An 18,841-nucleotide genomic window follows, 5' to 3' on the forward strand; every position below is an offset into this window, starting at 1 on the left:
AGGCCGCGGGAACCGGTCAAATTGATCTTAAATAATAATGGCATTTCAGGGGATACCACCATGTCAAACACCACCCGTCAGGCAGGCTCGCAGGGCACGCTTGATGCTTTTTTCAAAATTACACAGCGCGGCAGTAATGTGCGTCAGGAAGTGTTAGCTGGCCTGACGACGTTTCTGGCGATGGTTTACTCGGTGATTGTGGTGCCGAGCATGCTGGGCAAGGCCGGCTTCCCACCTGCGGCCGTGTTTGTTGCGACCTGTCTGGTTGCCGGGCTGGGGTCGCTGCTGATGGGATTGTGGGCTAATCTGCCAATGGCGATTGGCTGTGCGATTTCACTGACGGCGTTCACCGCGTTCAGTCTGGTGCTGGGGCAACAAATCAGTATTCCTGTCGCGCTGGGTGCGATCTTCCTGATGGGCGTGCTGTTTACCATCATTTCCGTCACCGGCATCCGCTCCTGGATCTTGCGCAACCTGCCGATGGGCGTCGCGCACGGAACGGGGATTGGTATTGGCCTGTTCCTGCTGATTATTGCCGCTAACGGTGTGGGGCTGGTGGTAAAAAACCCGATTGATGGCTTGCCAGTCGCACTGGGCAATTTCACTTCTTTCCCCGTCGTTATGTCCCTGCTGGGGCTGGCGGCGACCATCGGTTTAGAAAAACGTCGCGTACCGGGCGGTATCCTGCTGGTTATCATCGCGATCTCTATTCTGGGGCTGATTTTTGACCCAAATGTAAAATTCTCTGGCTTCTTTGCGTTGCCGAGCCTGACGGCGGCTGACGGTTCGTCGCTGATCTTCAGTCTGGATATCATGGGTGCATTGCAGCCGATGGTTCTGCCGAGCGTGCTGGCGCTGGTGATGACTGCCGTGTTCGATGCTACCGGTACTATCCGTGCCGTAGCCGGACAGGCGAACCTGCTGGATAAAGACGGGCAAATCATCAACGGTGGTAAAGCGCTGACCGCAGACTCCGTGAGCAGCATTTTCTCCAGCCTGGTCGGGACGTCACCTGCGGCGGTTTACATTGAATCTGCGGCGGGTACGGCAGCCGGTGGTAAAACGGGCTTAACGGCAACCGTAGTGGGTGTGCTGTTCCTGCTGCTGCTGTTTGTCTCTCCATTGGCGTATCTGGTGCCTGGCTATGCCACAGCACCTGCGCTGATGTACGTTGGCCTGCTGATGCTGGGTAACGTATCCAAACTGAACTTTGATGATTTCGTCGATGCGATGTCCGGTCTGGTATGTGCCGTATTCATCGTACTGACCTGTAACATCGTGACCGGCATCATGCTGGGCTTTGGCGCGCTGGTATTAGGCCGCATCTGTGCTGGTGAATGGCGTAAGCTGAACATCGGCACCGTCATTATCGCTGTCGCGCTGGTGGTGTTTTACGCTGGCGGTTGGGCGCTGTAACCCCTTCCAGCAGACCTTCTGGCGCCGTCCAGAAGGTCTGTTATTCTTCGTCTTTCCTTCCTCTTTCCCTTCTTTATCGTTTCTCACGCCAAACGTGATTTTATGTGCCCTTTTATTGGCTTTGGGTTGATGTTACTTGTGTGATAATCAGTAAAGTAATTACTTTTCCTCTCCACCCAGAAATCCATTTTCATACCGAGCTAAATGCGTTAAATATGGAAGGGCAGTTTGCTCGCTAACAGGCAGAATTTTTTGATTTAGGAGTACGTCTAAGGAAAGCATGGAAATATTTTTTACGATTCTTATTTTGACCCTGGTTGTATCCCTGTCCGGGGTGGTTACCCGCATTTTACCTTTTCAAATTCCCCTGCCTTTAATGCAAATTGCGCTTGGTGCCATCCTTGCCTGGCCCCAGTTCGGTTTGCACGTTGATTTCAATCCCGAGCTGTTTATGGTGCTCTTCATTCCGCCGCTGCTGTTTGCCGACGGCTGGAAAACACCTACGCGTGAGTTTCTGCGGCACGGTCGGGAAATTATTGGTCTGGCGCTGGTTCTGGTACTGATTACCGTGGTGGGCATCGGCTATTTCATCTACTGGATGGTGCCGGGCATGCCGCTGATTGCGGCCTTCGCGCTGGCCGCTGTGCTGTCGCCAACGGATGCCGTCGCGCTGTCTGGTATCGTGGGTGAAGATCGTATTCCGAAAAAGTTGATGGGCATTTTGCAGGGCGAAGCGTTGATGAACGATGCGTCCGGCCTGGTGTCACTAAAATTTGCTGTCGCGATTGCGATGGGCACGATGGTATTTACCGTTTCCGGTGCGACGCTGGAGTTCATGCAGGTTGCGCTGGGCGGACTGTTGGCGGGCGTCGGCGTGACCTGGATATTCGGTAAATCGCTGCGCGTTATCAGCCGCTGGAGCGGTGATGATGCCGCAACGCAGATTGTGCTGCTGCTGCTGTTGCCTTTCGCGTCGTATCTGATTGCGGAACACATTGGCGTGTCGGGCATTCTGGCGGCGGTGGCGGCGGGGATGACCATCGGTCAGTCTGGCGTCATCCGTAGCGCGCCACTTGCGATGCGGCTGCGAGCCAACGGCGTGTGGTCGATGCTGGAATTCGTGTTTAACGGCATGGTGTTCATCATGCTGGGTCTGCAATTACCAGACATTCTGGAAACCTCGGTGACGCAGGCGGAGCTGGATCCAACGGTTGAAACCTGGATGCTGTTTACCGATATTGCGATCATCTATGGTGCTCTGCTGCTGCTGCGTTTCTGCTGGCTGTGGGTGATGAAAAGATACAGCATGCACATCCAGAAAAAGCGCCCGATGATCTTCGCCGAGTTTTCTACGCGCGAGCTGTGGATCGCGTCCTTTGCTGGTGTGCGAGGGGCGATTACGCTGGCGGGTGTGCTGTCTATTCCGCTGCTGCTGACTGATGGCACCGCGTTCCCGTCACGCTATCAATTAGTGTTTATCGCCACGGGCGTCATTCTGTTTTCTCTGCTGTGTGGCGTGCTGGCCTTGCCGTTTCTACTGCGCGGCGTGGTGGTGGCGGATAAAGCCGCACACGCCAAAGAAATCCGCATGGCACGTATGGCGGTGGCAGAAGTGGCGATCAAAAGTATGCACAAAATGGAGGAGCGTCTGGCGGCCGATCGGGAGGAAAACATTGATGAGCAGGTGCTGAAAGAAGTCAGCGCGCGCGTCATCGGTAATCTGCGCCGACGGCTAATCGATAAAGACGATCCTGAAAATGGCCTGCTGATTGAGAATCTGGAGCGGCGTTTTCGTCTGACCGCGCTGAACTCCGAACGTGCGGAGCTGTATCATCTGCGCGCCACACAGCAGATCAGCAATGAGACGTTGCAAAAAATGCTGCGCGACCTCGATCTGATGGAAGCGCTTCTGATCGAAAATGAGTAAAACGCGGTGAGGCGATCCCCGTTACCACGTTGATTTCTTTCTTTTCCCTTTTCTTCCTCTGCATCCCCATGGCGTAAGCGATGGGGATGTTTTTTATGCGTCCAGCCTAAGAACGACGTCAGGCGATTGTAAACTGCTTGTCACTAAATGATAATGATTGTTATTATCCGTAGGACTTTTCTCATAGGTGAAAAGTAGAGCAGTAAAAAGCAGAAAAGTAAAAAAACAAGAAGCACAAAACGGCCCGCACGGTATCAACACCGTGTGGGGTGAATGGCTGTTTGAAGGACCAGATAAAAATAAACGGACATTAACCCTGAATTAATTAGGTAATAAGCCACGTTTATAGGGGAAAATTATGCGTGTATTAGTGGTTGATGATGATTCTGTGCTGTGCCATTGGCTGGGGTCTAAATTACATTCCCACGGCCATTCTTGCCGAATGGTGCATGATGGCGCACACGCATTAAAAGCGATCAAGGATGAAGTTTATGATGTTGTTCTGTTAGACAGAATGTTACCCATCATGGATGGATTTACGGTATTACGCGAATTACAAGGCTCGCGCCACCCACCTATTATGCTGCTCTCGGCGCTGGATCGTGATGTCGATCGGGTGATGGGCTTAGAGCTTGGCGCAGAAGATTATCTCGGCAAGCCTTTTAATTTTAATGAGCTTAGATTACGTCTGGATATTATGGCGCGGCGCGGTAAACGCCATGCGGATAATCCTTCCATGCTGACTTTTGAAGATCTGCAACTGGATCGTATGCAGCGCGTTGCATGGCGTGGCGGCAAGCGTATCGATTTGACCGATAAAGAAATCAAATTGCTGATTATATTGATGGAAAATCCAGGTCAGGCGATTACGCGCACCATGCTGCTAGAGCGTGTATGGGGCTATAATTTTGATCCACAGACCAATTTGATCGACGTTCATATGTCAAAGCTGCGGGCGAAAATTGATAAAGGCTTCCCGCGTCCATTAATTAAAACGCTGAGAGCGATGGGCTACGCATTAGGCGCGGTAGATAAGGACAAAACCGATGTTGGCAGCCACGCTGAATAAAATAAAAATAAAGAAGCTGGGGCAGCGCTGGCAGGTAAAAATAAAACACTGGCAATTACTGGGAGCAAGCCAATACCCTGGCTTTTTATGCACCTCTAATTTTCGTCAGGCAATAACCATTGTTTTTCTGTTCTTATTAATGATGCTGATGTGTATTGTCGGCTTCAGTTCATTAAGTGAAACGCTGATTAGAACGCATGTACGTGAAGTTATTCTGGGTAATATTTACGATTATTCGATGCAGTCGCGCTTAACGAATGCCGATAGCCTGATCGCACAATTACGCCAGGATAATCGGGCGAAAGGGGATGAATTACCGCTGTTTCTGGTGATGAATAAAGACGGTGATATTCTGTATCACAATCATCCATTAAGAGCGCATCCACTCCCTCCCCATTCCGCAAACTCACACCCTCTGGAAATGCGGCAGCATACCGATTGCCGGATGGATGTCAGCTGCCTTAAGGCCGAAATTTCTAGCCCAGACGATCCCAATCTGATCGGTTTATCCGTCATGCTGGATGACGGGGGCGTACTGTTTACCGCCTACAACATTCGGCCCATGTTAGAACGGGTGAGAACAATTCCGCTGGTGGCGGGGGCGGGACTGTTTATCGTGCTGCTTTTCTGCCTGTTCGTCAGCCGCCATTTCAGTTTACGCAGCTTGCGCAGCGTGGAGAAAATCCGTGCGGCGCTGCATCGCTACAGCAGCGGCGAGCAGCAGGTGCGTATGCCGCTGTCGCCTTACGACGATGATTTCGATAGCCTGAGCGCCGACATTAATCAGAATCTGGAACGGATTGAACGCCTGATGGAGCAGGTGCGTAACACATCAAGCCACGTCGCACATGAGCTGCGTACGCCGTTGACGCATCTGCAAAACCGCCTGTTTAACCTGACAGAACGCGCAGGGCTGGATAACGACGTTCGTGATGAATTGAATCTGGCGGTGGATGAGGTACACAAAATCCTCGGGTTGTTCCGGACTGTGATGCGCATCGGTGAAATCGAAAGCGGGCGCTGTGTGCACCAGTTTGAGAGCATTGAAGCGCGCCAACTGCTGGAAGAAATTGCCGAATATTATCAGCCGCTGGCAGAAGAGCGCGGCTGTCGCCTGAAGATTGAAATCAAAGCCGGAATCCAGCTTTTTGGCGACCGCGCGCTGCTGTTTCAGGCGCTGGCCAATCTGGTGGAGAACGCGCTGAAATACGCGGCACAGGGGAAATACATCACCTTGAGCGTGACGCTGTATCGCGGCTGGATCGCCCTTAGCGTCGCCGATCGTGGCCCAGGGATTCCGCCCGCGCTTCACACCAAAGCGCTACAGCGTTTTCAGCGGTTGGATACCTGGTTTCAGTCCGGCTATGGGCTGGGGCTGTCTCTGGTTCAGGCGATTACCGACCTGCACGGCGGCAAGCTCTATCTGGACTCCTCTGAACCGGGCTTGAACGTCTATCTGTGTATTAATCGCTGTTAATGCGTTTTTTCTTACGATGAACAGACGCATTACGGGCGATTTTTCCCCAGCCTACCATCACTCGCCTCTCTCAATTTTTATGAATATCCCTGCAAAAAACATGAATATTTATTAATTTTCCTTGTAAGGAAGTTCATGTTAATTATTGATTTTTATTGATAATTTTTTGTATGAAAAGATTAACGAATATTAATGTTCTACTGCTTGCGGCGCTTGATAATAAGTCTCATTATTAATCTTATTATCATCATGGCACCCCCGAATTCCCGAGTAGGCCATGATTCCTTTGCCTGCGAATTAGAGAGTCTTCCCATGAAAAACATGAAAGCAAAATTACGTTCTTTCCTGCGTGACGAGAGCGGTGTAACGGCAATCGAATACGGCATTCTTGCGGCGGCAATGGCGGCAGCAATTGGCGCTATTTTCGGCGGCGACGGTATCTTCGTAAAAGCGCTGAATGAGAAATTCACCCAAATCGCCGATCAAATCACCGGTACGGGCACTAGCGGCGGTACCTCCGGCGCAGCGAAATAAGCGCGAGATGGCGGATTACACGCACTGGCTGCAGACGGCACTGCTGATGGGCTGCCTGCTGTGGTGTATCAGTACCGACCTGTTAGTACGCAAAATTACCAATCGGGCGGTACTGATTTTATTGCTGGGCTGGCTGTTCTTCAGCGCTTCACATGTCCTGCAATCCGGTGCGTTAGATATATTGGCACTACGGAAAACGCTATGGGCGCTGCCTGGTGCGGCGGCTGTATTGGTTGTGGGATTTTTGCTTTTCCTCACCGGCAGATTAGGTGCCGGGGATGTCAAGCTGATGAGTGTGCTGTGCCTGTGGGTTGGGCAAGGGCACCAGATCGTTTTCGTCATGGTGACGGCGCTGGCTGGCGGTGTTTTGGCGCTTAGCCTGCCGCTGCTGAATACCGTACCCACAGCGGTGGCGATGGGCATTCAAACCACCAACCGGATATTCAAGAGTCGGTTGCCTATGCCACCCGCGTTGCCCGCCGATCTTTCTCAAGGCATACCTTACGGCGTCGCCATTGCATTCGGCGCGATGTATGTCCTGATTTTTCCCTTGTTTTAATTCTGTCGCAGCTTTAAGACACACACGCTAGGGTAGGCAAGTTGAAATGAAAGTGAACTCTACATACGTACTGTCAGGTGCGCTCGTTCTGGCAGGCATTGTTGCGCTGGTGGTGCGTAGTCATCTCTCTTCGGAACCCCCTCCGCCACCTCCCGTTGTGGTGAAAGCGCCGGAAAAAACGGCTGTTCTGGTGGCTGCGAAAGATCTTCATCCCGGTGATTTCATTGATTCTGCCTCACTGCGCTGGCAGGAGACAGATCAATCGGTTTCCCGATCATTTAACTTTGTTCGTGGCAAAGACAGCCAGTCCCTGCTGCTGGGCGCAACGCTGCGTGAAACCGTTGCGGAAGGTGCGCTGCTGACCAGTAATGTATTGGTTAAGCCGAATGAACCGGGCTTTGTTGCCGCCGTGCTGCATAAAGGGATGCGAGCTATCTCCGTTCCCACTAGCGCGATTGCGAGCAATGCTGGGCTAGTCTCAGCAGGCGATCGTGTCGATGTGATCCTCAGTATGAGACGAGACGATCAGTCAGAGTTACCCGCAAGCCGTAACCAACCTGTCGTGATGCCGCTGTTGGCGTCACAAACCATTGTTCGTGATTTACGCGTATTGGCGCTGAATGACAGAACTGGTACGCCGGTATATCCACGCTTTGATACCGCGGAAGACGGTACGGTGCTTGATGCCACCGCTAAAAGCCGTGAATCAGCCGTGCGTTCTCGTCCTGCCACCTATCAAACCGTTACGCTGGAAGTGACGCCTCAGCAGGCTGAAGCGCTAACTGTTGCCAAAGAACTCGGCATTCTGCATTTAGCACTACGCAGTGCTGATCTGGATGATGCGGTCGATCCAGCGACAGGGCGACCACATGTGACCACGGTTCCGCGCGCGACCGATATCTACGAGGTGCTATCAGCAGGATCCGGTGAACGCAAAGTGAAAATCTATCGCGCTGAGCAAAAAGACGTGGTGACGTTCCCCTCCCGATAAGACGAGTACGCAATCTGACAGCCTGCGGGGAGCCGCGAGTTGCTCATGGAAAAATGAAGCCCATTACGGAATTAAGTAAATGACGATGTTTTCGCTGTTTTTGAAATCGGACTTTCGGGGCACGTGCAAACGGTTGCTGACCGCTGGCCTGTTTAATGCGGTATTGCCTGTCACGCTGACGACGATGATGTTGCCTGCGACCACGCTGGCTGCCGGGGTCTCTGTTGCGCCAGTCACCGATGAGGTGCGTTTGACCGTGAATCAGGGACGGTTACTGCAACTCCATGGACTGCCGGACAGCGTGCTGGTGGCCGATCCGAATATCGCCAGTTTTGAACTGCCTTCGCCGGGTAACCTGTTTGTCTACGCCAAAAGCGTCGGTACCACCACGCTCTACGCGATGGATGAAAATGGCAATGTCATCAACGCCATTCGTCTGGTATCCGAGCATGATTTGAAAGCGCTGGGTGAACGCATGAAGCGTGAATTCCCCGGTGCGGATATCCAACTGGAAGCCTCGATTCCCAGCGGTGTGATTGTACGCGGCAGCGTCGATACCCCACAGGATGCCAAGCGCGTGATCGACAGTATTCAGGCTTACATCAGTGCGTCCTCTGGCGGGCAGGGCGGCGGTGGAGGCGGTGGCGAAAAATTGCCGGGCTCCAGCGAATCCTCCGGCAAGGTGATCAATCAGCTCAAAATCAAAACGCCTTCGCAAATCAATATTCAGGTGCGCGTGGTGGAAGTGTCTCGCAAGCTGACCAGCGAACTGGGCTTCAACTGGGCGGCGTCACTGAGCACCGGCAGCGGCAACATGACCGCAGGCAGCGGCTCGCGTCTGAATCTGTTCAACGCCACGACCGGGAGATTTGCTAACCCAACGGATTCGGGCTTTCTCAACTTCGGCCGCTCCAGACTGAGCGGATTGTTAACCGCGATGAACCAACAGGGCATGGCAACCGTATTGGCTGAACCCAACCTGACGGCGATGTCAGGGGAAACGGCGGCGTTTGCGGCGGGTGGCGAAGTGCCGATCGTCCTGATCACCAATAACAGCGTCAGCATTGATTACAAATCTTACGGTGTGATTCTGCGCATGACGCCAACGCTGCTGTCTGCCAACCGTATCAGCCTGCACATTGCGCCGGAAGTCAGTGAGCTTACTGAAGTGGGTTCTGTACAGTTGGAAGGGGGATCGCGTATTCCGGCATTAACGGTACGTCGTGCGGATACCACGGTAGAGCTGGCCAGCGGACAGAGCTTTGCGCTGGCGGGAATGCTGCGTAGCGCGGGTAGCCAGACGATCAACGGCGTGCCGGGGTTAAGTAGCGTCCCGATGTTTGGTCGCCTGTTTGAAAGTGAAGCCACCAGTCAGGAAGAAACGGAACTGGTCATTATCGCGACCGCCTATGTGGTTGAGCCGGTTAACGCAGGTGAGCTTCAGACGCCGGGGCAAGGCGTAAAAATGCTAGATGCTTCCATGCCGCGTTCGGCATCTATCGGCTATCTCTACTGAGTCCGTGAGGGGAATAAAACATGAAAACGATCAACAGCAACCACCCTCCGTTTCGTCCGCTGCCCCTGCGCGCAGCGGTGCTTACCGCCGTTTTTCTGCTGGCAGGATGCGGATGGAATAAGCCGATTAACGATGTTCGTATGCAGCGTTTTGACCAGCCTGGGCTTCAACCGATTGCCGTCCAGCCTTCATCGGTGTCAGTGCCGTTATTGGCCGCGCCGAACGGGCGGGGGTTCCTCCCCGAGTCGTTGAAGCAGCTCAATATCATGCTGAAGGATCAGGGGCGGCTATCGGCACAGACACTGACGCTGATCCCGCACAGCGTGAGCGGCGAGCAGATGGCAGGGCGACTGGCGACGGTGCTGAAAAATGCCGGCGCTAATCCACAGAACGTGAAACAGATGCGCCGCTCTACGGCGAGCGGTCAGAACGGCGATCTGGAAGTGATCTCCGAGGCGCTGGTGGTCAAAACCACCCGTTGCACGATCAATGACCCGAATCAGCTGATGGTGAAGCCTTATGAAGCCATTGGCTCTCTCGGCTGTGCCACGCAGAACAATCTGGCGATGATGGTTGCTGAACCACGCGATCTGATTCAGGCGAAAGCGCTGGATGATGCGGATGGCGTAGCGGCGGTCAATAGCATCGAACGTTATCACAAAGGTGAAGTGAAAGAGCTCATCGACATTAACTTTGAAGAAGATTAAGGGCGTGACATTCCATGAGTGAAATTACCCCTAACGATGGTGAAGAACTGGCGCTGCCGCTGGTGGCATTCGCCAATGACGTACGCGATGTGGCGGATATCGGCGATCTCTTCACTCGCCTGAAACAGCCGGATGTACCGGTGATGTCCGGCGGTATTGCCGCTGCTCGTCAATGGTGTGAGCTGAATGTCCCGCCACGCATTTTGCTGGTAGATCTGGAAGGCGCGCACTGGCCGCTTCCGGCACTGGAAGAGCTGCTGAGCGTCTGCGGTCCAACCAGCCAGGTGATTGCGACGGGCAAAGAGCAGGATGTCGGCTTATACCGCGCGCTGCTTCAGGCTGGCGTGGTGGACTATCTGGTGAAGCCGTTCACGCTGGATCTGCTGGCCGCAACGCTGGCGAAGTGTGAAGGCCAACAGGCCGGGCCAGAATATGCCCGCATGGGCAGGACGATTGCGGTCGTCGGCGCCAGCGGCGGAAGCGGGGCAAGTACCGTAGCGATGGGGCTGAGCCGCCTGCTGTCCGGCGAACGTCATTTGCCCGTCGCGCTGGTGGATTTCGATCGCCGTAACGGCGATCAACTGCTGCTGCAAGGGCAAACCGATGACGCGGGGCTGGCGGCAGTGCTGGAAACGCAGGAGCTGGATACCCGACTCTTGCAGCGCGCCATGCTGCGGGTGGATACCCGCCTGCATCTGCTGGCGCAGAAGCCGGAGCTGGGCGAATTGGGGCCAGTTGACGTAGATAACGTGCTGAATCTCGGCGGGGCGCTGTGCCGCATGTTCAATCAGGTGATCTGGGATCTGCCCAGCAGCTATCCGACCGGAGCGCTGGATGTGCTGACCTACGCGGATCTGCGCATCATCGTGACGGAATTGACGCTTCAGGATGCGCGTAATGTGCGGCGCGTACTGAATGAGATCGGCGACGAAAGCGAAGGGCAACGTCTGTTGCTGGTGCATAACCAAAGCCGTTTTGCCACGTCCGCGCCGCTCAGTCGCGATCAGTTCGAACAATTTACTGGCCGGAAGATTGATGTCGTGCTGCCGAACGCGGGTCACGCGTTATCGCAGAGCCTGACGCTCGGCGCACTGAATCTGGCTGCGGCGCCTGCTTTCCAGCAGGGCTTGCGCCAACTGGTCGATCTGGCCTGTGGCGTGCGCGCCAGACCGGCGGAAAAACGCTGGTTCTCACGTTGGTTAAAACGCGCCTGATGATGTTCAGCGTGCGCCGTTTTTCAAAGATGAACGGACTATTTTAGGGTTACGGACTGTTTTTTGGGGTTCAGGATTATGTTGATTCGCAAGAATAACCTGCAAAAAAGCGAAGCAGGAAAAAGCACGCCTCAGCCTGCGCCTGCTGCCAACGTGGCAGAACTGAAAACGCGTCCGGCTGCGGAGAACCGCACACAGCCTGCGGCGAACACTGCGTCTGGATCTGCTCCGGCAGCTCGCCAGACGGACAACCGGACCAGCCAGCGCCGGATTATTCGCGCACAGCTCTACGATCAGATCGACGCAGGCAAAGCGGCGATGATGGGGCGCGACAAGCTGCTGGTGCAGATCGAAACGGTAATCCGCCGCATCTGTGATGAGCAGCGCCTGCAGCTTTCCCGGCAGGAAGAGGAAGCCATTGCCGCCGAAATGCTGGACGAGATGACTGGGATCGGGCCGATCCAGCCGCTGCTGTCGGATGACACGGTCAACGATATTCTGGTTAACGGCGCCGGTCAGGTGTTTGTCGAGCGTTTTGGCAAACTGGAACTGTCGCCGATTACCTTCATTGATGAAGAGCATGTGTTTAACACCGCGCAGCGCATTGCTGCCGCAGTAGGGCGCCGTATCGACGAAGCCAGCCCGATGGTGGATGCGCGTCTGCCGGACGGTAGTCGCGTCAACGTTATCACCTACCCGCTGGCGATCGACGGTACTACGATCTCGATCCGTAAGTTCATGCGCCGCAACCTGTCGCTGGAAATGCTGGCGGAGCGCCGCTGCATGTCCTACGCGATGGCGGATGTCCTGAACAAAGCGATGCAGGCGCGCGTTAACGTCATTGTTTCCGGCGGAACGGGCGCGGGGAAAACCACCTTGCTGAATGCGCTGTCGCAGAAGATCGGCAGTACCGATCGCATTATCACCATTGAAGATGCCGCTGAACTGCAATTGCAGCAGGAACATGTGGTCAGGCTGGAAACCCGTCCTGTCAGCGCCGAAGGCACCGGCCGCGTCGATCAGCGCGATCTGATGCGTAACGCCCTGCGTATGCGCCCTGACCGCATCATTCTGGGCGAGGTACGCGGCGGCGAGAGCTTTGACATGTTGCAAGCGATGAACACTGGCCACGACGGTTCGCTGTGTACGGTACACGCCAATACCTCGCGCGATGCGATACAGCGTCTGGAAAACATGGTGATGATGGCGAACATGCAGCTGCCGCTGATGGCGATCCGCCGTCAGATCGCCAGTGCGGTTCATCTGATCGTGCAGATCGAACGTATGCGCGACGGCATGCGCCGCGTGGTATCCATCACTGAAGTGTGCGGCATGGAGAACGAAGTGATCCAACTTCAGGATCTGTTCAGCTTCAACATTCAGGGGATGGACGGGCAGGGCCTGTTGACGGGTGAATATGTTCAGCACATCCAGCGTCCGCAGTTCTACAGCGACAAATCGCACCTGTTTGATGCGCAGTAAGGGACGAAGGAGACGCCGATGAGTGACGCACGTCTGAACCTGATTACGCTGCTGGTGTTTTGCAGCGTGCTGATGCTGCTTCTGGCGGTCAACGCCTGGAGAAAATCACGGCAGCAGCGCATGCAGCGCGAACAGCGCTGGCAGCAGATTTTGAACGAGGTCAGCCCGTCGGCTGCCGCAGTCGCGTCTGATTCGATCCTGCGTGATGAGATCAGAACGCCGCTGATGGGTGTCCCGGTGATTGGACGTTGGCTGGCCATCCTGTGGGCGCAGATGACGTTCATTGGCTGGAAAAAGAACCTGCTTCAGCGCGCTCTGGCGCTGGCGGCGGTCTGCCTGATACTCGGTATGATTCTGGGACAGCGTACTCTGCTGCCGCTCACGATGGGGCTGCTCTTTACGCTGCTGCTGTTTGTCAGCATTGGCCTGCTGCTGTTCCGTTCAACGTTGCAGAAACACCTGAAAGCACTGCGCGAGAGCCTGCCGGAAGCGATTGATGCCATTACCCGCAGCTGTCGTGCCGGTGTACCCGTTGCCAATACCTTCTCGATTGTCGCTGAGCACCTGACCGGGCCGCTGGCGAATGAATTCAAGACGATCGATCACTGGCTACGGCTGGGGATTCCGCTGCGTCAGGTGATCCAGGCCTCGGCTACGCGGGTACCGATGTCCGAATACCGTTTCTTCGTGGTGATTCTGATCATCAATCAGGAAGCGGGTGGGCGACTGGGAGAAACGCTGGAGCGTCTGTCTGCCACGCTGCGTGAACGTCGTGAGCTGCAACTTAAAGTGCAATCCAAGACGTCCGAGGCGCGGGCATCCGCCAAGATTGTTGCCGCTCTGTTTCCCAGCTGTCTGGCCTATCTGTACATGAAATCACCGGAGGATTTTAGTTTCCTGTTCTCCGATCCAGTGGGAACGTCGGTGCTGATTTACGCCTTGTGCAGCGTCTCGGTCGGCATGTTGATCACGCACGTTATGGTTAAGCGAATAGGGTAAAGGGAGAGCCATTCATGACTGTTTTTGACGATCCCTTACTGCTGCTGGCGCTCGTGCTAATGGTGGCGGGGATTTACCTGGCACGTATGCAGCATAAAACGCAGCAATACAAGCAACTGGAAATTCGCATGCGCGGGCATCTGCCCATCGCCTCTATAGAGGCGGCCTCTCAGGAAAACATCCTGAGAGGCCAGGGAACCACATTATCTCCCCTGCTGGAAAAGCTGTTGCAGCCGCTGGCTACACAGGGCGAGCGCCTGTCGGGATCGGAACGCGATCGCCGCAATCTGCGCCGCCTGCTGGATCTGGCCGGGATCCGCCGCAACGAAGCGGTGGGCTGGCTGGTGATGGGAAAATTTGCTGCCGGGGCGCTGCTTGCTATCGCGCTGGTGTGGGGCTGGTTGCCGCCTGCTGACCGTGCGGGACTGACGGGCGTTGCGGCAGGGCTGATTGGCTTCTTTGTCGGCTCGATGGTGCCGGAGTGGTGGCTGAAGTGGCGTGCGGCAAGCCGAGGCGAAAAGCTGGCACGCGCGGTGCCGGATGCACTGGATCTGATGGTGGTCTGTGCCGAAGCCGGTCTGCCGATTGGGCGCGTGTTGCAGGTGGTATCGAAGGAGCTAGGGCTGTCTTCACCGGAAATGGCGGATGAATTGCACTACACCGCCGCCGAATTGCAGATCCTGTCGGATCGTACGCTGGCGATGAAACATCTGGCGGAACGTACCCGCGTCAGTGAGATTGAAAGCATGGTGGCGACGCTAATTCAGGCGGAGCGCTACGGTACGCCGCTGTCTCAGGCGCTGCGCACGATTGCGGATGAAAGCCGCAAGACGCTGATTCTGAGTCTGGAAGAGAAGGCGGGTAAATTGCCAGCACAGCTGAGCGTGCCGCTGATGGCGCTGATCCTGCCACCGATCATCGCCATTATGGCGTCGCCTGCACTGGTGCGAGTGATCCGCCTGCTGGCGCAATAGCGTTTTATTTTTAACATATTGATTTTTAGTTCTTTTAAATACATTGATTCCCGGTATAGACCGGAAATCACAACGGTTACAACCGATGGAGTTATCGAAGATGGTCGATCTGGTAGCAAAACTTAAGCGCGGCGCGCCCATGCTGGCACTGCTGATTGTCAGTACCGTGCTGGCGGGATGCGGCAGCTCGATGGCGATTAAAGGCAGTAAGGATGAGGGCCTGCGTCTGGCGCGGCTGCTGCGCGATCAAGGGCGTGTGGAAGCGGCGACGGAAGTGTACGCGCGTCTCGACAGCCGCGATGCGCTGAAAGGGGCTGAGATGCTGGAGTATGCCAGTGTTGCGGCGCTGGCGCGTTCACCGCAGCAAACGCTGGAGCTGTACGGGCGAGCACGTCAGGCGCTGGGCGGCGATACCAACAAAATGACGCCGGAAGAAGCACTGGCTGTGTGTTTGGGAATGGGCCGTGCGCAGTTGGCTCTGGGACGTAATGCGATGGCGCAGACCGATTTTGCCTGTGCGCTGAAAGCACAGCCGAACGACGCGGGCGCTCTCAATGGCATGGGCGTGGTGGTGGATGCCTCAGGCAAACACGCAGAAGCGCGCCAGCTGTTTGAAAAAGCGTTGCAAATAAACCCGGCAGATGTCGCAGCGCTCAACAATCTGGCGCTTTCTTGGCTGGCAAGCGGCAATGCGGATAAAGCTATTTCTCTGCTTCGCTCGGTGGATGAGAGTAATGCAACTGGCCGACTGAATCTGGCGCTAGCCTACCTCTCCGAGGGCAGAGACACTGACGCGCGTTCGGCGCTGGCGACCATTGCCCAGCCACAGCGCATTGATGGCCTGATCGACGAGCTGAATCTGCGTTTACAGCAGATGCAGCAGGATAAATCCCGTGGTGAAGCGCTGCTGTTATCCAGCCGCCAACGCCTGCAATTGAGTACGCCTGAGTAATGGCGTGGCTTCGTAATCTCGGCCCGTGGCGTGATAAGGGCACTGTGCAAAGTATCGTGCCGCGCCATGAACGCCACTGGCGCAGCCCGTGCGGTGTGATCGCGACGGAAGTGGCGTTTCTGGTGCCGGTGGTGCTGGTCGGGGTGATGATGCTGTTTGAACTGGCGCGTATCGGGCTGGTGGTTGCCGCTGGCAGCGCCGCGCTGGATAAAGCCGTGCAGGCTTTCCGCCTCGATAATCTCGCGTCGGACAGCGCGGAACAGATGGGAACCCGCCTAAAGGCGAGGATGGTTGAAGCGGGATACGGTTACCTCAAGGAAGACGATTTAACCGTCAGCGTGTTGCACTTCGACAATCTGAGCCAGCTTGGCGGGCTGACCAATGGCAATAGCAGTCAGGACAATCCCAATGGTGAGGAAACGACGACGCTGCCGGTGTGGTCCGTGACGGTGCAGATTAAAAAAGCGTTTATCACGCCGCTGCCGGAGGTGTTAACGCTGGGAGACACCTTCCGCTACCAGTACAAACATGTGTTTGGGACGGAACTGCGCAATGACTGATCGTTTATTGAAAACCAGTCGTTCGTTGAAAACCGGCTATTTCCTGAATGGGCTCCGCCGCTTCTGGTTTTCTCGTTGTGCTTCTACTGCGGTAGAAACCGCGCTGGCGTTTCCGATTGTGTTGGCGATTGGGTCGCTGTGTGCGGATATCTACACCGTCGGGCTGGAGCGCACGAGTATGGAACAGCGGGCGGGTGCCATCGCGTCAATATTAGCGATGCAGCAGAAGCTGGATGAGAAAGGCCTGCAAGGTCTGCTCGATACGGTGCTGCCAACGGAAGGGTTAGGCAATTACCAGCTGTTAATCAGCAACGTGCGCCAGACCGGGGAGCTGTACTGGCAGTTGAACAGAGGCACGGCAGAGGCGCTGTGCGCAGAAAGTGAAACCCTGCCGGGCGAGGAGTACCTCCCTGAACTGCCGGAAAGAGACCGTGAAGAGGGCAGCAAGAACACTTCCATGATGGTGGTAGAAATCTGCCGTCAGGGGAAAGATGTGAGCCTGCTGGGCGGGTTGTCGCTGGGTGGGTTGCTGCACGCCTCGTCGGTCAACCGGGTGGCTATCGGTGTGGTTGAACTGGATGAGGTACTCAGAAAAGAGGCCGGTCTGGAAGAAGAAGATCAATAGCTACGGGTTTTATAAAAGACATAGAAGCGGCAAATAGACCGCAAACGGCAGCGAGTTTCTCGTTACCGGAATAACAAAACAATTAAGACAAATAACGTGTGAGCCATGTCGTTTTATTTTCCCGTTTTATGGGCGGGTTGAGTATGCGCTGAATCCAGGAATACAGGATAGGAAAGGATGAAAAAAACCTTACAGAACAGAAGAGTAAAAAAAGACGCTACCGGAATCACTCTGTTCTGGCGTGAACGCCTGTCCGCTTTTATTCAGCAGGAAAAAGGGGCGGGTACGGGGTTTTATGTGTTGGGTGCGATGGCGTTGTTGGTGACGGCGGCTTTTATCGTGGATACCTCTACGGCGACCGGCGATGCGACGCAGATCAAACGCGCGACGGATGCCGCCGCGTTGGCTGTCGGGCATCAGGCGACCATTAACGGTGAAGAGTACAGCCAGGAAGAGACCAATAAGCTGGCATATGAATACGTCAAAAATAATCTGGGTATAAATAAAGCCCTGAGTGAAAAACTGGTGGTGGGCGATGTGTCCGTTACGGAAGGACGTAACAGCGCGACGCGTAAAACCTATACCGTCACCGTCGCTTTCGAAACCAAGCCCAGCCTGCTGAGCCTCGGGGCGAGAAAGCAGGAAGTGTACTCGACCTCCGAAGTCATCAACCGCCCGACGGAAGTGGCTTTTGTGATGCCGGTGACGGGGGATATGAGTGATGCCGATATCCGTTCGCTGAAAAGCGTTAGCCGCAGCTTCGTTGAGCGCATGCTGAGCAGCGCAGACGGAAAACGCGACAACCTGTGGCTGTCGCTGGTGCCGTACAGCCAGTCGGTTAGCGTATACGACGCAGAAGACGCCAACCGCATTCGGCGCTGGGCCGCACCGGGTGCGCTGAACCCGCCAGAGCTGCGTTCGCTCTTTGCCAGCGGCGTGGTGAGTAGTCTGGCTGACCGCCGTTTCCCGGATCGTCGCGCCAACCTGCTGTGCATGTACCGTGGGTTGGGACGGGAAGAAAACTTCTTCTGGGATGAACCCCCTGTCGGCCAATTTAAAATCTATTACCGTCACGATTTACCGCAAAACGGCAGCCCCGGCGCGCCACCAATCTCCTGGCGCGGCCCTAACCCTGATTTTGACGATACCGATGCGGTAGATACCCGCTGGATCGTGGCGGATAAAGGGTGCCCGAATGCTGCGCTGATGCCGCTGACCAATGAAGAAAGCAGGCTGAATCAGCGTATCGAACAGTTTTCTGCCCGTTTCAACGTGAACTACGCCATCGGTATGTCATGGGCGGGCGCAGCGCTGTCACCCAATATGCGCGGTTCAGACGGCTGGGGTGATGCCAAGCTGCCGCTGGATTTCAATCTGGACGGCAACGGTGACGGGCAAAAGGTGATCGTGATGATGGCCAACACGGTTGGTAACTGGTTCGACACCGACAGCTACAACTTCAACCGAAATGCATTCAGTGGTCAAACCGGCACGGATCCTGCCCGCTCCTTTGCCGCGCAGCGCTTCCGCGATCTGTGTTCCAGCTTCCGCGCGCGCAACATCAAATTCTATTTTGTCGGCATTCGCCCCGGCGACCCAGAGGATTTTGGCCGCAACCTGTTCGACGCCGAAGCGACGCCGGGCCTGCTGGTCTGCACCGAGGGTGAGAAACGGATGAGTTTTATCGACGGTGCAGGCTTCGGCGCAGAGGGCGTGGAGGATCAATTGATCCGACGCCTGGATCGTATTGCCGGCCAGATCGAAACCGAGGGCGGCTATGTTCGGCTGGTTGAATGATCGCTGAAGGTAGCCAGAAATGACGCGCTTTGCCCCTTTATT

Annotated in this window: 18 protein-coding genes; all 18 read left to right on the top strand. The window is 55.4% G+C overall.

Annotated elements, in window-relative coordinates; genetic code table 11:
* The first annotated feature begins 60 nt into the window (after positions 1-60).
* The 18 genes from R9X49_RS14150 (at position 61) to R9X49_RS14235 (ending at position 18,799) form a co-directional block, all read left to right on the top strand.
* The gene (locus R9X49_RS14150; RefSeq protein ID WP_012773362.1) at positions 61-1,416 is read left to right on the top strand and encodes an NCS2 family permease; all 1,356 of its coding nucleotides are present in this window, start codon (positions 61-63) and stop codon (positions 1,414-1,416) included.
* Between the two features lie 280 nt (positions 1,417-1,696).
* A complete protein-coding gene (locus R9X49_RS14155) occupies positions 1,697-3,343 on the top strand; it encodes a Na+/H+ antiporter (protein ID WP_225181477.1) in 1,647 nt (548 codons plus the stop codon).
* 187 nt (positions 3,344-3,530) lie between these two features.
* Positions 3,531-3,668, top strand: a complete 138-nt coding sequence (locus R9X49_RS14160; RefSeq protein ID WP_319849008.1) for a hypothetical protein — start codon at positions 3,531-3,533, stop codon at positions 3,666-3,668.
* 33 nt (positions 3,669-3,701) lie between these two features.
* Positions 3,702-4,412, top strand: a complete 711-nt coding sequence (locus R9X49_RS14165) for a response regulator transcription factor (RefSeq protein WP_319849009.1) — start codon at positions 3,702-3,704, stop codon at positions 4,410-4,412.
* Positions 4,390-5,889 carry a HAMP domain-containing sensor histidine kinase gene (locus R9X49_RS14170; protein ID WP_319849010.1) on the top strand — a complete coding sequence of 500 codons (1,500 nt, stop codon included), beginning with the start codon at positions 4,390-4,392 and terminating at the stop codon, positions 5,887-5,889. Before R9X49_RS14165 ends, R9X49_RS14170 begins: the two co-directional genes overlap by 23 nt.
* Positions 5,890-6,201: 312 nt before the next feature.
* On the top strand, positions 6,202-6,423 hold the full coding sequence (locus R9X49_RS14175; protein ID WP_010295686.1) for a Flp family type IVb pilin: 222 nt from the start codon (positions 6,202-6,204) through the stop codon (positions 6,421-6,423).
* 7 nt (positions 6,424-6,430) lie between these two features.
* Positions 6,431-6,982, top strand: a complete 552-nt coding sequence (locus tag R9X49_RS14180; protein ID WP_319849012.1) for a prepilin peptidase — start codon at positions 6,431-6,433, stop codon at positions 6,980-6,982.
* A 46-nt stretch (positions 6,983-7,028) separates the two neighbouring features.
* Positions 7,029-7,973, top strand: coding sequence for a Flp pilus assembly protein CpaB (gene cpaB / locus R9X49_RS14185; protein ID WP_319849013.1), 945 nt, complete (start codon positions 7,029-7,031; stop codon positions 7,971-7,973).
* A gap of 79 nt (positions 7,974-8,052) precedes the next feature.
* Entirely contained in the window at positions 8,053-9,489 is a 1,437-nt protein-coding gene (locus R9X49_RS14190) for a type II and III secretion system protein family protein (protein WP_319849014.1), read from the top strand.
* Positions 9,490-9,509: 20 nt separating this feature from the next.
* Positions 9,510-10,196, top strand: a complete 687-nt coding sequence (locus R9X49_RS14195; protein WP_319849015.1) for a CpaD family pilus assembly protein — start codon at positions 9,510-9,512, stop codon at positions 10,194-10,196.
* Between the two features lie 14 nt (positions 10,197-10,210).
* Positions 10,211-11,410 (top strand): hypothetical protein, encoded by a 1,200-nt coding sequence (locus tag R9X49_RS14200; RefSeq protein ID WP_319849016.1) that lies wholly within the window; start codon positions 10,211-10,213, stop codon positions 11,408-11,410.
* Positions 11,411-11,488: 78 nt separating this feature from the next.
* Positions 11,489-12,892 (top strand): CpaF family protein, encoded by a 1,404-nt coding sequence (locus tag R9X49_RS14205; RefSeq protein ID WP_319849017.1) that lies wholly within the window; start codon positions 11,489-11,491, stop codon positions 12,890-12,892.
* Between the two features lie 18 nt (positions 12,893-12,910).
* Positions 12,911-13,891 (top strand): type II secretion system F family protein, encoded by a 981-nt coding sequence (locus R9X49_RS14210; protein WP_319849018.1) that lies wholly within the window; start codon positions 12,911-12,913, stop codon positions 13,889-13,891.
* A gap of 14 nt (positions 13,892-13,905) precedes the next feature.
* A complete protein-coding gene (locus R9X49_RS14215) occupies positions 13,906-14,865 on the top strand; it encodes a type II secretion system F family protein (RefSeq protein WP_319849019.1) in 960 nt (319 codons plus the stop codon).
* 100 nt (positions 14,866-14,965) lie between these two features.
* Positions 14,966-15,817, top strand: a complete 852-nt coding sequence (locus R9X49_RS14220; RefSeq protein WP_319849104.1) for a tetratricopeptide repeat protein — start codon at positions 14,966-14,968, stop codon at positions 15,815-15,817.
* Positions 15,817-16,377 (top strand): hypothetical protein, encoded by a 561-nt coding sequence (locus tag R9X49_RS14225; RefSeq protein ID WP_319849020.1) that lies wholly within the window; start codon positions 15,817-15,819, stop codon positions 16,375-16,377. Before R9X49_RS14220 ends, R9X49_RS14225 begins: the two co-directional genes overlap by 1 nt.
* Complete coding sequence (locus R9X49_RS14230; RefSeq protein ID WP_319849021.1) at positions 16,370-17,002, top strand: hypothetical protein; 633 nt, start codon at positions 16,370-16,372, stop codon at positions 17,000-17,002. The genes R9X49_RS14225 and R9X49_RS14230 overlap by 8 nt, the downstream gene beginning before the upstream one ends.
* 177 nt (positions 17,003-17,179) lie before the next feature.
* Positions 17,180-18,799, top strand: a complete 1,620-nt coding sequence (locus tag R9X49_RS14235; protein ID WP_319849022.1) for a Tad domain-containing protein — start codon at positions 17,180-17,182, stop codon at positions 18,797-18,799.
* The last annotated feature ends 42 nt before the right edge of the window (positions 18,800-18,841 follow it).

Source organism: Pectobacterium carotovorum (assembly GCF_033898505.1).
In the GTDB taxonomy this organism is placed as follows: Bacteria; Pseudomonadota; Gammaproteobacteria; order Enterobacterales; family Enterobacteriaceae; genus Pectobacterium; species Pectobacterium carotovorum_J.